12 protein-coding genes are annotated in these 12,211 nt (G+C 59.9%); 2 read left to right on the forward strand and 10 right to left on the reverse strand.

Annotated features, from left to right (window positions below; all coding sequences use genetic code 11):
* On the reverse strand, window positions 1-1,044 hold the full coding sequence (recA, locus tag ALTER154_RS02425; protein ID WP_160085113.1) for a recombinase RecA: 1,044 nt from the start codon (window positions 1,042-1,044) through the stop codon (window positions 1-3).
* A gap of 90 nt (window positions 1,045-1,134) precedes the next feature.
* On the reverse strand, window positions 1,135-1,647 hold the full coding sequence (locus tag ALTER154_RS02430) for a CinA family protein (RefSeq protein WP_160085114.1): 513 nt from the start codon (window positions 1,645-1,647) through the stop codon (window positions 1,135-1,137).
* A 78-nt stretch (window positions 1,648-1,725) separates the two neighbouring features.
* Here ALTER154_RS02430 and mutS point away from each other — a divergent pair, with 78 nt between their 5' ends.
* Window positions 1,726-4,299, forward strand: a complete 2,574-nt coding sequence (mutS, locus tag ALTER154_RS02435; RefSeq protein ID WP_160085115.1) for a DNA mismatch repair protein MutS — start codon at window positions 1,726-1,728, stop codon at window positions 4,297-4,299.
* 138 nt (window positions 4,300-4,437) lie between these two features.
* Window positions 4,438-4,761, forward strand: a complete 324-nt coding sequence (fdxA, locus tag ALTER154_RS02440) for a ferredoxin FdxA (protein ID WP_090248347.1) — start codon at window positions 4,438-4,440, stop codon at window positions 4,759-4,761.
* 566 nt (window positions 4,762-5,327) lie between these two features.
* Here fdxA and rpoS read toward each other — a convergent pair.
* The 8 genes from rpoS to fghA all read right to left on the reverse strand — a co-directional run bounded on the left by rpoS (window position 5,328) and on the right by fghA (window position 12,211).
* Window positions 5,328-6,338: an RNA polymerase sigma factor RpoS gene (rpoS, locus tag ALTER154_RS02445; RefSeq protein WP_090248349.1), complete on the reverse strand. Its 1,011-nt coding sequence runs from the start codon at window positions 6,336-6,338 to the stop codon at window positions 5,328-5,330.
* A gap of 105 nt (window positions 6,339-6,443) precedes the next feature.
* The gene (locus ALTER154_RS02450) at window positions 6,444-7,298 is read right to left on the reverse strand and encodes a peptidoglycan DD-metalloendopeptidase family protein (RefSeq protein WP_256665388.1); all 855 of its coding nucleotides are present in this window, start codon (window positions 7,296-7,298) and stop codon (window positions 6,444-6,446) included.
* A 66-nt stretch (window positions 7,299-7,364) separates the two neighbouring features.
* Complete coding sequence (locus tag ALTER154_RS02455; RefSeq protein WP_160085116.1) at window positions 7,365-8,300, reverse strand: DUF368 domain-containing protein; 936 nt, start codon at window positions 8,298-8,300, stop codon at window positions 7,365-7,367.
* A gap of 22 nt (window positions 8,301-8,322) precedes the next feature.
* On the reverse strand, window positions 8,323-8,958 hold the full coding sequence (locus ALTER154_RS02460; RefSeq protein WP_178126354.1) for a protein-L-isoaspartate(D-aspartate) O-methyltransferase: 636 nt from the start codon (window positions 8,956-8,958) through the stop codon (window positions 8,323-8,325).
* Between the two features lie 41 nt (window positions 8,959-8,999).
* On the reverse strand, window positions 9,000-9,749 hold the full coding sequence (surE, locus tag ALTER154_RS02465) for a 5'/3'-nucleotidase SurE (RefSeq protein ID WP_160085117.1): 750 nt from the start codon (window positions 9,747-9,749) through the stop codon (window positions 9,000-9,002).
* On the reverse strand, window positions 9,737-10,795 hold the full coding sequence (truD, locus tag ALTER154_RS02470) for a tRNA pseudouridine(13) synthase TruD (RefSeq protein ID WP_160085118.1): 1,059 nt from the start codon (window positions 10,793-10,795) through the stop codon (window positions 9,737-9,739). The genes surE and truD overlap by 13 nt, the downstream gene beginning before the upstream one ends.
* Window positions 10,792-11,265: a 2-C-methyl-D-erythritol 2,4-cyclodiphosphate synthase gene (gene ispF, locus ALTER154_RS02475; protein WP_160085119.1), complete on the reverse strand. Its 474-nt coding sequence runs from the start codon at window positions 11,263-11,265 to the stop codon at window positions 10,792-10,794. The genes truD and ispF overlap by 4 nt, the downstream gene beginning before the upstream one ends.
* Before the next feature lie 100 nt (window positions 11,266-11,365).
* Window positions 11,366-12,211, reverse strand: coding sequence for an S-formylglutathione hydrolase (fghA, locus tag ALTER154_RS02480; RefSeq protein WP_160085120.1), 846 nt, complete (start codon window positions 12,209-12,211; stop codon window positions 11,366-11,368).

A 12,211-nucleotide genomic window follows, 5' to 3' on the forward strand; every position in this document is an offset into this window, starting at 1 on the left:
TCAGGCGTCGGCGTCAGCCAGATCATCGGCCGTGGAGTTGGCCTTGACCGTCGGACTGACCACCAGCAACTTCTCACGGATCAAGCCTTCAATGGTGCGTGCCACTTCCGGGTTGTCTTCCAGGTACTTGGCCGAGTTGGCCTTGCCCTGACCGATCTTGTTGCCCTGATAGCTGTACCAGGCACCTGATTTTTCCAGCAGACCGAGCTGCACGCCAAGGTCGATGATCTCGCCGTTGCGGTAGATGCCCTTGCCGTAAAGAATCTGGAACTCGGCCTGACGGAACGGCGGCGCGACCTTGTTCTTCACCACTTTGACGCGGGTTTCGCTACCGACCACTTCGTCGCCTTCCTTCACCGCGCCAGTACGGCGGATGTCCAAGCGAACCGAAGCATAGAACTTCAACGCGTTACCACCGGTGGTGGTTTCCGGGCTGCCGAACATCACACCGATCTTCATACGGATCTGGTTGATAAAGATCACCAGGCAGTTGGCGTTCTTGATGTTGCCGGTGATCTTGCGCAACGCCTGGCTCATCAGGCGGGCCTGCAGGCCTACGTGCATATCGCCCATTTCGCCTTCGATTTCCGCCTTCGGCACCAGGGCCGCCACGGAGTCGACGATGATCACGTCAACAGCGTTGGAGCGTACCAGCATATCGGTGATTTCCAGGGCCTGTTCACCGGTATCCGGCTGCGACACCAGCAGGTCGTCAACGTTGACGCCGAGTTTGCCGGCATAGTCAGGGTCGAGTGCATGCTCGGCATCGACGAAGGCGCAAGTGGCGCCGAGCTTCTGTGCTTCGGCGATCACCGACAGGGTCAGGGTGGTTTTACCGGAAGACTCAGGGCCGTAGATTTCAACGATTCGGCCTTTCGGCAGGCCGCCAATGCCCAGCGCGATATCCAGACCCAGCGAACCGGTGGAGATGGCCGGAATCGCCTGGCGATCGTGATCGCCCATGCGCATCACTGCACCTTTGCCGAATTGCTTTTCAATCTGGCCCAGGGCTGCCGCCAAGGCGCGCTTCTTATTCTCGTCCATTTAAGTCCTCACGTAATCAAGAAGGGCCAGCTAGCGGCCACCAACAACTGTATAAGTAGACAGTATTATTCCACAGGGCAAGTCGCCCGCCTACCCCGCGTTTGGATTTTCTTGCGCAAGCAGGCGCAACAGCCCAGCCAGCGCGGCCTCGACCGTTTGTCGGCGAACTTCGCTGCGATCCCCGGCAAACTGCCGGCGCGCACTGAATAGCTGCTCACCATCACCCCAGGCCAGCCAGACCGTGCCCACCGGTTTCTCTGGCGAACCGCCATCCGGCCCCGCGACACCGCTGACCGCCACCGCAAAGCGCGCTCCACTATTGGTTTGTGCCCCCCGCACCATGGTCTCGACCACTTCCTGACTCACCGCGCCAACCGTAGCGAACAGCATCTCGGGCACACTCAGCTGCTTGGTTTTCTGCGCGTTGGAGTAAGTGACATAACCGGCTTCAAACCAAGCCGAGCTACCGGGAATCCGAGTAATCGCCTCGGCAATACCGCCGCCGGTGCAGGATTCGGCTGTCGTCACCTGAGCTTTGGCGGCAATCAGCTGCCCGCCCAGCTCGGCAGCCAGTTGGGTCAGGGCATTTTCATTAGCAGTCATCTGCACTCCGGGGTTAAAGCCAGCCAGGTCGATACCGTACACTAGGCGCTTTTGCGATTCAGCCGGACAGTTAAAACGATGAGCCAAAGCGACCTCAGTTCTCACACGCCGATGATGCAGCAGTACTGGAAGCTGAAAAATCAGCACCCGGAACAGCTGATGTTTTACCGCATGGGCGACTTCTACGAGATCTTCTACGAGGACGCGAAAAAGGCTGCCAAGCTGCTGGATATCACCCTGACTGCTCGCGGCCAATCCGCCGGGCAGGCGATTCCCATGTGCGGGATTCCCTACCACTCGCTGGAGGGCTACCTGGCCAAGCTGGTCAAGCTGGGCGAGTCGGTGGTGATCTGCGAGCAGATCGGCGACCCGGCTACCAGCAAAGGCCCGGTGGAACGCCAGGTGGTGCGGATCATCACCCCCGGCACCGTCAGCGACGAGGCGCTGCTCGACGAGCGCCGCGACAACCTGTTGGCAGCGGTGCTAGGTGATGAGCGCCTGTTTGGCTTGGCCGTGCTGGATATCACCAGCGGCCGATTCAGCGTGCTGGAGATCAACGGCTGGGAAAACCTGCTGGCCGAACTGGAACGCCTGAATCCGGTTGAACTTCTGATTCCCGATGATTGGCCGCAAGGCTTGCCGGCGGAAAAGCGCCGTGGCGTGCGCCGCCGTGCGCCCTGGGACTTCGAGCGCGACACAGCTCATAAGAGCCTGTGCCAACAGTTCGCCACCCAGGACCTCAAGGGTTTTGGCTGCGAGAACCTGACCCTGGCCATCGGTGCGGCGGGTTGCCTGCTCGCCTACGCCAAAGAAACTCAGCGCACGGCCCTGCCCCACCTGCGCAGCCTGCGTCATGAGCGCTTGGACGATACGGTAATTCTCGACGGCGCCAGCCGGCGCAATCTAGAGCTGGATATCAACCTCGCCGGCGGTCGCGAGAACACCCTGCAATCAGTGGTCGACCGTTGTCAGACAGCTATGGGTAGCCGCTTGCTCAGCCGCTGGCTGAACCGCCCATTGCGTGACCAGGCCATTCTGGAAGCACGCCAGGAATCGATTGCCTGCCTTTTGGAACGCTACCGCTTCGAAACCCTGCAGCCGCAGTTAAAAGAAATCGGCGATCTGGAACGCATCCTCGCCCGTATTGGCCTGCGCAATGCGCGCCCGCGAGACCTGGCACGCCTGCGCGATGCACTCGCCGCCCTGCCCACGCTGCAGATGGCCATGAGCAATCTGGAAGCGCCGCACCTCGTCGAGCTGGCAGGCGTAGTCAGCACCTACCCAGAACTGGCCGAGCTACTGGCCCGCGCCATCAACGACAACCCGCCGGCGGTGATCCGCGATGGCGGCGTGCTGAAAACCGGCTACGACGCCGAACTGGACGAGCTGCAGTCGCTCAGCGAAAACGCCGGCCAGTACCTGATGGACCTGGAAACCCGTGAGAAGGCCCGCACCGGCCTAGCCAACCTCAAGGTCGGCTACAACCGCGTGCACGGCTACTTTATCGAGCTACCGAGCAAGCAGGCCGAATCGGCCCCGGCCGACTATATCCGCCGGCAAACGCTGAAAGGCGCCGAGCGCTTTATCACCCCCGAGCTGAAAGAGTTCGAAGACAAGGCGCTGTCAGCCAAGAGTCGCGCCCTGGCCCGGGAGAAAATGCTCTATGACGAGCTGCTCGAACGCCTGATCAGCCACCTAGGCCCGCTGCAGGACAGCGCCGCGGCCCTGGCCGAACTGGACGTAGTGAGCAACCTGGCCGAACGCGCGCTGAACCTGGACCTCAATCGCCCGCGCTTTGTAGATGAGCCGTGCATGCGCATCGACCAGGGCCGTCACCCGGTGGTCGAGCAGGTGCTGACCACGCCGTTTGTGGCCAACGACCTGAGCCTGGACGACGACACACGCATGCTGATCATCACCGGGCCGAACATGGGTGGTAAATCCACCTATATGCGCCAGACCGCACTGATCGTGCTGCTTGCGCATATTGGCAGCTTCGTGCCGGCGAAAAGCTGCGAGCTGTCGCTGGTCGACCGCATCTTTACCCGTATCGGCTCCAGCGATGACCTGGCCGGTGGCCGCTCGACCTTTATGGTGGAGATGAGCGAAACCGCCAACATCCTGCACAACGCCAGCGAACGCAGCCTGGTGCTGATGGATGAGGTAGGCCGCGGCACCAGCACCTTCGACGGGTTGTCGCTGGCCTGGGCCGCTGCCGAACAGCTGGCCAAGCTGCGCGCCTACACCCTGTTCGCCACGCATTACTTCGAGCTGACCGTGCTGCCGGAAAGCCAGCCCATCGTGGCCAACGTGCATCTGAATGCCACCGAGCACAATGAGCGCATCGTGTTCCTCCACCACGTGCTGCCTGGCCCTGCCAGCCAGAGCTATGGCCTGGCGGTAGCGCAACTGGCGGGCGTGCCGAATGAGGTTATCCTGCGTGCCCGCGAGCATCTGGCGCGCCTGGAAACCACCAGCCTGCCCCACGAACTAACGCCTACACAGCCAGGGCAGACGGCCGTACCGATGCAAAGCGATATGTTCGCCAGCCTGCCGCACCCGCTGCAGGAGGAATTACGCAAGATCAACCCGGATGATCTGACTCCGCGTAAAGCGCTGGAACTGTTATATACATGGAAGACACGCTTCTAACGTTATTGCGTGCGAACTGTTAGAATCGCGCGCATTTTTATGACTGCCCGACTTAAAGCCTGAGCCGTGGCCATTACCCCTAGCCTGCTGAAACCCGCATAGAACGGGGCAGGCTGGCGCCCGAGGAGAGAATCAGAAATGACCTTCGTCGTTACCGACAACTGCGTCAAATGCAAATACACCGACTGCGTAGAAGTCTGCCCGGTGGACTGCTTCTACGAAGGCCCGAACTTCCTGGTGATCCACCCGGACGAGTGCATCGATTGCGCACTCTGCGAGCCTGAGTGTCCTGCACAAGCCATCTTCTCCGAAGATGAAGTGCCGGAAGATCAGCAGGAATACATCGAACTGAACGCTGATCTGGCCGAAGTCTGGCCAAATATCACCGAGAAGAAAGAGTCCCTGCCGGACGCTGAAGAGTGGGATGGCGTGAAGGACAAGCTGCAGTATCTGGAGCGCTAGTATTTAGCTGCGCTGGCTACACAAAAAACCCGCCTTGCGCGGGTTTTTACTTTTCTGCAGACCCGAATAGCCTGGAGCAAGGCCCGCAGAGTGATCTGCAAACGGTGGGCACACAAAACGCGGGCAAAAAAAGGGGCGGCTCGCGCCGCCCACTCTTTTGTCCCTAGTCCCTGTATTTCCCAGCTCATCATCCTGATGAATCGCGTCTTGCGATATCCTGATTATCTTCCTGACAACCTGTGCTTGTCCCTGAGCACAGGTGTAATACTAGCGATTTCTGCCTTCCTAACAAGCGCTTAAAACTCCATCCAAATGGTCTTTAGCCTTCGCCAATAAAATTAAATATTGTTTAAAAACAATAACTTAAAATAACACAGAGCACTTCGCCGGCTACCTTGCGCACCAATGGCTTACGCACCCTGTAAGCAATGGCTTACACAAGTACTCACAAAACTCGCCAGGAATATCTTATGGCGATATCCATGTCGCTCACTAGAGAGTGGCTAGCATGGAACACAGGTACAAAAAACCCGGCCAGGGCCGGGTTGAGTGTTAACGCATCAAGCTCACTGGAACAGTGAGTCGCTCGACAGACCGTTCTTCTCCAGAATTTCCCGCAGACGCTTGAGTGCTTCGACCTGAATCTGCCGAACACGCTCACGAGTCAGGCCGATTTCCTGGCCAACTTCTTCCAGGGTGCAGCTTTCATGGCCGCGTAGGCCAAAGCGGCGAATCACCACCTCACGCTGCTTGTCAGTCAGCTCGGACAGCCACTGATCGATGCTCTGCGACAAGTCATCATCCTGTAGCAACTCGCAGGGGTCAGTTGGGCGGTCATCGGTCAGGGTATCGAGCAGGGTTTTATCCGAATCCTGGCCCAGTGAAACATCCACCGAGGAAACACGCTCATTCAGGCCGAGCATGCGTTTGACTTCACCCACCGGTTTTTCCAGCAGGTTGGCAATTTCTTCTGCCGAAGGCTCATGGTCGAGCTTCTGGGTCAATTCGCGAGCAGCACGCAGGTAGACGTTGAGCTCTTTGACCACATGAATAGGTAAACGAATAGTACGGGTCTGATTCATGATCGCCCGTTCGATGGTCTGGCGAATCCACCAGGTGGCATAAGTCGAGAAACGGAAACCACGCTCGGGGTCGAATTTCTCTACCGCGCGGATCAAACCGAGGTTGCCCTCTTCAATCAGATCCAGCAGGGACAAGCCCCGATTGACGTAACGGCGAGCGATCTTCACGACCAGGCGCAGGTTGCTTTCAATCATGCGTTTGCGGCCGGCAGGGTCGCCCTTCTGCGCCAAGCGCGCGAAGAACACTTCTTCTTCAGGAGTCAGGAGAGGGGAAAAGCCGATTTCGTTGAGGTACAGCTGAGTGGCATCAAGCGCGCGGGTGTAATCAATGTACTTATGCTGCTTGCTGCTAGCTGTGGATGCTTTTGCTTTGCTGCGGGAAAGTGGCGGTTGCGCTTCTTCGTCTGAATCATCGTCAAGGACAATAGCGGGCTCCATCAGGAGCACTTCATCATCGACGTCAAACTCCGGCGCTTCTTTTTTATTGAGAGCCATTTTTGTTATTCCTTGCTGAGTTCGACAGCAAGCCCTAGCGCGACCAAATCCCTGGTTACACCAAAGCCTGTCCCTCCCACGTGGTGGAGACAGGCTAGCGCTAGATCAACGTCGCGGCAGGTATTGCAGCGGGTCGACAGGTTTACCTTGGCGGCGTACTTCAAAATGAAGTTTCACCCGGTCGGTTCCTGTGGAACCCATTTCGGCAATTTTCTGCCCGGCTTTGACCTTTTGCCCCTCCTGCACCAACAGCCTGCGGTTGTGGCCGTAGGCGCTTACGTAGGTATCGCTATGTTTGATGATCACTAATTCGCCGTAGCCCCGTAAACCACTCCCGGCGTAGACCACTGAACCATCAGACGCAGCTAAAACAGGCTGGCCCAATTCTCCGGCGATATCAATGCCTTTATTCAAACTGCCGTTTGAGGAAAACCGTCCGATAACTGCCCCATTGGAAGGCCACAGCCAGCCCGATGCAGAGCGCTGCGTGGGCGGTAACGCAGTGACGGCTGGGGTGGTTTTCACTGGCGCTGGCGGTTGGGTTTGCACGGGCTTGGTCTGAATGGGTGTGCTCGGCCGACCGGAAGGCGTGGCCACGACTGGCGCAGTCGCCACCGCAGGCGGACGACTGGCAGGCTGGCCATCAAAGCGAATGATCTGGCCAACCCGGATCAGGTAAGGCGGCGCAATGCCATTGCGTGCAGCCAGCGCCTTCCAATCCCAGCCGAAGCGGAAAGCAATCGAGTACAGCGTATCACCACGCTGCACCTGATACTGGCCACTGCTGACCGGCTGACGCTGCGGTGCCTGATTGGCACCGCCATGGGCACGGTCAACCACCTTGACGCCACCCGGTGGCGGGCTCGCACAGGCACTGAGCAGCGCACTGAGGACAAGGCCACTCAACAGGGTACGAGCACTGCTGGCGCGAATCGGCAATTGAATGGCTGTGAAACTCACCTGCATCTCCCTCGGGTAAAACTGCTTACATCTTGCTGGCATGCATTGTGCCGCAATTATGGGTTATCACCAGCGCTTTGCGGATTGCGGATTGCGCCCAGCCAGCCACTCCAGGCCCAGCACCAGTAGGATGCCAGCAACCGCCAGGGCAATCGCCAAGAGCAACTGCGGGTCTTGGTCACTGATTTCAGCGAACTGCGCAGGCCAGAGGTTCGCCTGCAGCAACGGCACCTGCTCACCATGGCTATCGGTACGCCAGGTCAAGGTTTCCTTCCAGGGCCAGATCTTGTTCAGCGAGCCGATCATCAGCCCCGTGAGAAACGCCAGGGTCAGGTCACGCCAGCGCGCCAGCAGCCAACGCAAAATCCCGGCGAAGCTAACAATGCCCACTAGGCAACCGCTGGCAAAAATCAGCAGCACAGTAATATCCAGGCCCTTCACCGCCGTCAGCACAAAGCTATACAGGCCCAGCAACACCAGAATAAAGCTGCCGGAAATACCGGGCAGAATCATCGCGCAGATAGCGATAGCACCGGCGAAGAACAGGCTCAATGGGTCATGCCCCAACTGCAGCGGCGAAGCTACGGTAATCCAGTAGGCGAATGCCGCTCCTAGCACCAGACTGACAACCCGCGTCCAGTTCCAACGCTGGACTTCGCGAACCACCAAATGCGTGGAAACCAGAATCAGACCGAAGAAGAACGACCACACCGGAATCGGCTGCTCATCCAGCAGGTAGGTGATCAAGCGCGCTAGGCTCAGGACACTGGTCATGATGCCCAGCAGCAGCACCAGCAAAAATGTCGCATTGGCAGCCTTCCAGGCCTCAACGATACGCCCGCGCAGAAATAGCCCTATCGCTACCGGCACGCTGGCAATCGAGCGCAGCAGCTCGTCATAGATACCGGTAATAAAAGCCACAGTGCCGCCGGATACGCCGGGCACTACGTCGGCAGCGCCCATGGCAATGCCTTTGGCGTAGAGCAGGAAATACTTCTTCATGAGTTCATCCGTAAACAATGAATCAGGCCAGGGGCCCATTGAGCAGGGGCACAAAGCGCACCGCATCCAGCACATGACGGGAGAAGCCATCGTCTTCACGGACGATCAGCAACAGCTCCTGTACATCGCCTGCCCCGACAGGAATCACCAGACGCCCGCCCGGAGCCAGCTGATCGAGCAATGCCTGCGGCACATTGGCCGCCGCTGCGGTGACGATGATGCCGTTGTACGGGCCCAGTGCGTTCCAACCTTCCCAGCCGTCGCCCCAGCGAAATACCACATTGCGCAGATTGAGCTGAGCCAGACGCTCCTTGGCTTTTTCCTGCAGGCTCTGAATGCGCTCGACGCTAAACACCCGCTCCACCAGCTGCGCCAGAATCGCGGTCTGATAGCCTGAGCCGGTGCCGATCTCCAGCACCTTGTCCAGCGGACCGGCCGCCAGCAGCAGCTCGCTCATGCGCGCGACCATATAGGGCTGCGAGATGGTCTGGTTGTTGCCGATTGGCAAGGCGGTGTCTTCATAGGCGCGATGGGCCAGGGCTTCATCGACAAACAGATGACGCGGCGTTCGGCGAATGGTTTCCAGCACATGGGCGTTGGACAGCCCTTCCTCGTACAGCCGCTGAATCAGACGCTCGCGGGTACGCTGTGAGGTCATGCCGATGCCGCGATGCTGCAGCTCGTCCTGTTCCCGGCGGATCACAGCAGCCCCTCCAACCAGGGCTGCAGGCTATTGAAGCCATCAGCAAAAGTACGGTCCAGCTGCAGTGGGGTGACCGAGACATACCCTTGCATCACCGCATGGAAATCCGTGCCGGGGCCGCCATCTTCGGCATCACCAGCCACCGAGATCCAATAGCCTTCCTTACCGCGCGGATTGACCACTTTCACCGGCGCCGCAGCGCGGGCTCGATGGCCCAGGCGGGTCAGCTGAATGCCGCGGATATGCTCCAGCGGCAGATTGGGGATATTCACGTTGAGTACGGTGCGCGGCGGCAAATCGAGTTGCTCGTGGGCTTCGACCAGCTTGCGCGCGAAATAGGCAGCGGTCAGCAGGTTGTCCGGCATGCGCGAAAGCAGGGAAAAGGCAAACGCCGGACGCGCCAGAAACCGCCCTTCCAGGGCCGCAGCGACGGTGCCGGAATACAGCACGTCATCGCCGAGATTGGCGCCCAGGTTGATGCCTGACACCACCAGATCCGCCACGTGCGGCAACAGGCCGTTAAGGCCCAGGTGTACGCAATCGGTCGGTGTACCGTTCAGGCTGATATAGCCATTGGGCAGCGTGGTCGGGTGCAGTGGACGGTCGAGAGTCAGCGAGCTGCTCGCGCCGCTCTTGTCCTGATCAGGGGCAATGACCGTGCACTCGGCATAGTCGGCCAGCGCCGCATGCAGCGCAGCAAGGCCTGGCGCAGCAACGCCGTCATCATTGGAAATCAGAATACGCATGGGTTGTCCGTCTGCCCTGCAGGCAACAGATCGACGAGCTCACGCACCAAGACGGTGGCGAAGCATCCAGCCGGCAGGACGAATTCCAGTTGCAGAATGTCAGGCTCGGGATAATGCCACGACAGGCCGCCAATGGGGAGGCGCAGGATACGCCGTTCGTGCGTCATGTCCGCTTCTGCCAACCAGTCGACCAGAACGCTTTCGCGTGCGGCCAGATCCTGCTCCAGCGCCTGCGCCACACCGCCGGCGCTAGAGACGCCTGCGCCCCACAACGGACCCGTCGGATGCAGATCGAGAATCGCCAGGCGCGGATCGCTGCACTCCGTCTCGCCAGCAGGGAAAAAGCTGCGGCTGTCGGTAAAGGCCAGCAGATCACCGAGCAGCGCCTGATTCCAGGTGCCGGCAGCTACCCGCTCGGCCAGCACCTGATTGAACAGGTAACTGCGCGCCGCCGAGAGCACCCGCGAGCGCACATTGCGCTTCTCCGGCAGGCTCTTGTTCGCCGCAAAATGCCGGGCATGGGCGACATTGCCGCCTTCATAGCCGAAGCGCTGCAAGCCGTAATAGTTGGGAATGCCCTGGGCAGCGATTTGCGTCAGACGCTTATCCAGCGCCTCGCGATCTGCAGCCAGCTGGGTCAGGCGCAGGGTAAAACCATTGGCGGCATGGGCGCCGCGCTGCAGTTTGCGGGTATGCCGCACCTGCTTGAGGATGCTCAGGCTGGCATCTTCGGCTGCGCTCAAATCGGGATCGACTTTGCCCGGCAGGTGCAGGCTGAACCACTGACGGGTCAGGGCCTGACGATCCTTGAGCCCGGCATAGCTGATCAACCGCAGCGGCACGCCGGCAGCGCGGGCGATGCGTTTGGCCGCTTCTTCGGTATTCAGCTCGCGCTTTTCTACCCAAAGCCAGAGGTGTTCACCCTCGCCGGCCAGGGGAATATCCAGCACTTCATCGACCTGAAAATCCTCCGCCACGGCCTTGAGTACCGCCGTACCGCAAGGTTCGCCATAGGCGCGCGGGCCGAGCAATTCGAGTTCGCTCATCGGGCGACCAACAGCGCAACGGCATGCACGGCAATGCCTTCTTCACGACCGGTAAAGCCAAGCTTCTCGGTGGTAGTGGCCTTGACGTTGACCTGATCCAGGCTCACCTGCAGGTCCTCGGCAATCCGCGCACGCATGGTCTCGATATGCGGCGCCATCTTCGGCGCCTGGGCGACGATGGTGGCGTCGACATTACCGACTTGCCAGCCCTTGGCATGCACCAGACCGAGAACATGGCGCAGCAGCACGCGGCTGTCTGCGCCCTTGAAGGTCGGATCGGTATCGGGGAAGTGTTTGCCGATATCACCCAACGCGGCCGCGCCGAGTAGAGCATCGCTCAGGGCATGCAGCAGCACGTCACCATCGGAATGGGCCAACAGGCCGAATTTATGGGGAATCTGCACGCCGCCCAGGGTGATGAAGTCGCCCTCACCGAAGCGGTGCACATCGTAGCCGTGGCCAATACGCATAAGAAACAACGCCCTGAAAAAGTCAGGGCGTGATTCTAACTGAAAGCTGCCTACAGGAGCCGGCTAGCTGGCGAAACGAAAGTCGTCCGCCAGCGACGGTTCAGCTCAATAGCGCTTTGGCATGATGACGCAGGTGGTCATCGATAAAGCTGGCGATAAAGTAGTAGCTGTGGTCATAGCCCGGCTGCAGGCGCAAGGTCAGCGGATGCCCTGCGGCCTGCGCCGCGGCCTTGAGCGCATCCGGCTTAAGTTGGTTTTCCAGGAAATCATCACGATCACCTTGGTCGACCAGAATCGGCAGCTTTTCCGTTGCTTCGGCGAGCAAGGCGCAGGCATCCCATTCGCGCCAGCGCGAGCGCTCGTCGCCCAGATAACGCGAGAACGCCTTCTCGCCCCAGGGGCAGTTGCTCGGGTTGCTGATCGGCGCAAAGGCCGACAACGACTGATAGCGCCCCGGGTTGCGCAAGGCGCAGACCAGCGCACCGTGCCCGCCCATGGAGTGGCCACTGATACCGCGCTTGTCGGATACCGGGAAGTTGGCCTCGATCAGCGCCGGCAGCTCCTGCACCACATAGTCGTACATGCGGTAGTGCCGCGCCCAGGGTTCCTGGGTGGCGTTCAGGTAGAAACCCGCGCCCAGGCCGAAGTCCCAGGCCTTGTCCGGATCATCCGGCACCTCAGCGCCGCGCGGACTGGTGTCCGGCGCAACGATGATCATCCCCAGCTCGGCCGCCAACTTGTGCGCGCCAGCTTTCTGCATAAAGTTCTCATCGGTACAGGTCAGACCGCTCAGCCAATACAGCACCGGCAGTTTGCCGCCCTGCTCGGCCTGCGGCGGCAGGTACACGGCAAACACCATGTCGCAGCCCAGCACCGCCGATCGATGGCGGTAGCGCTTGTGCCAGCCGCCGGCACTCTTCTGGCAGGAAATATTTTCCAAGGTCAT

This window comes from Pseudomonas sp. 9AZ (assembly GCF_902506525.1).
Taxonomy (GTDB): Bacteria; Pseudomonadota; Gammaproteobacteria; order Pseudomonadales; family Pseudomonadaceae; genus Aquipseudomonas; species Aquipseudomonas peli.

Excerpts from the sequence above, each read along its gene's own strand:
- recA (WP_160085113.1), bottom strand. The coding sequence starts at position 1,044 with ATGGACGAGAATAAGAAGCGCGCCTTGGCGGCAGCCCTGGGCCAGATT.
- ALTER154_RS02430 (WP_160085114.1), bottom strand. The coding sequence starts at position 1,647 with ATGACTGCTAATGAAAATGCCCTGACCCAACTGGCTGCCGAGCTGGGC.
- mutS (WP_160085115.1), top strand. The coding sequence starts at position 1,726 with ATGAGCCAAAGCGACCTCAGTTCTCACACGCCGATGATGCAGCAGTAC.
- fdxA (WP_090248347.1), top strand. The coding sequence starts at position 4,438 with ATGACCTTCGTCGTTACCGACAACTGCGTCAAATGCAAATACACCGAC.
- rpoS (WP_090248349.1), bottom strand. The coding sequence starts at position 6,338 with ATGGCTCTCAATAAAAAAGAAGCGCCGGAGTTTGACGTCGATGATGAA.
- ALTER154_RS02455 (WP_160085116.1), bottom strand. The coding sequence starts at position 8,300 with ATGAAGAAGTATTTCCTGCTCTACGCCAAAGGCATTGCCATGGGCGCT.
- ALTER154_RS02460 (WP_178126354.1), bottom strand. The coding sequence starts at position 8,958 with ATGACCTCACAGCGTACCCGCGAGCGTCTGATTCAGCGGCTGTACGAG.
- surE (WP_160085117.1), bottom strand. The coding sequence starts at position 9,749 with ATGCGTATTCTGATTTCCAATGATGACGGCGTTGCTGCGCCAGGCCTT.
- truD (WP_160085118.1), bottom strand. The coding sequence starts at position 10,795 with ATGAGCGAACTCGAATTGCTCGGCCCGCGCGCCTATGGCGAACCTTGC.
- ispF (WP_160085119.1), bottom strand. The coding sequence starts at position 11,265 with ATGCGTATTGGCCACGGCTACGATGTGCACCGCTTCGGTGAGGGCGAC.
- fghA (WP_160085120.1), bottom strand. The coding sequence starts at position 12,211 with ATGACCTTGGAAAATATTTCCTGCCAGAAGAGTGCCGGCGGCTGGCAC.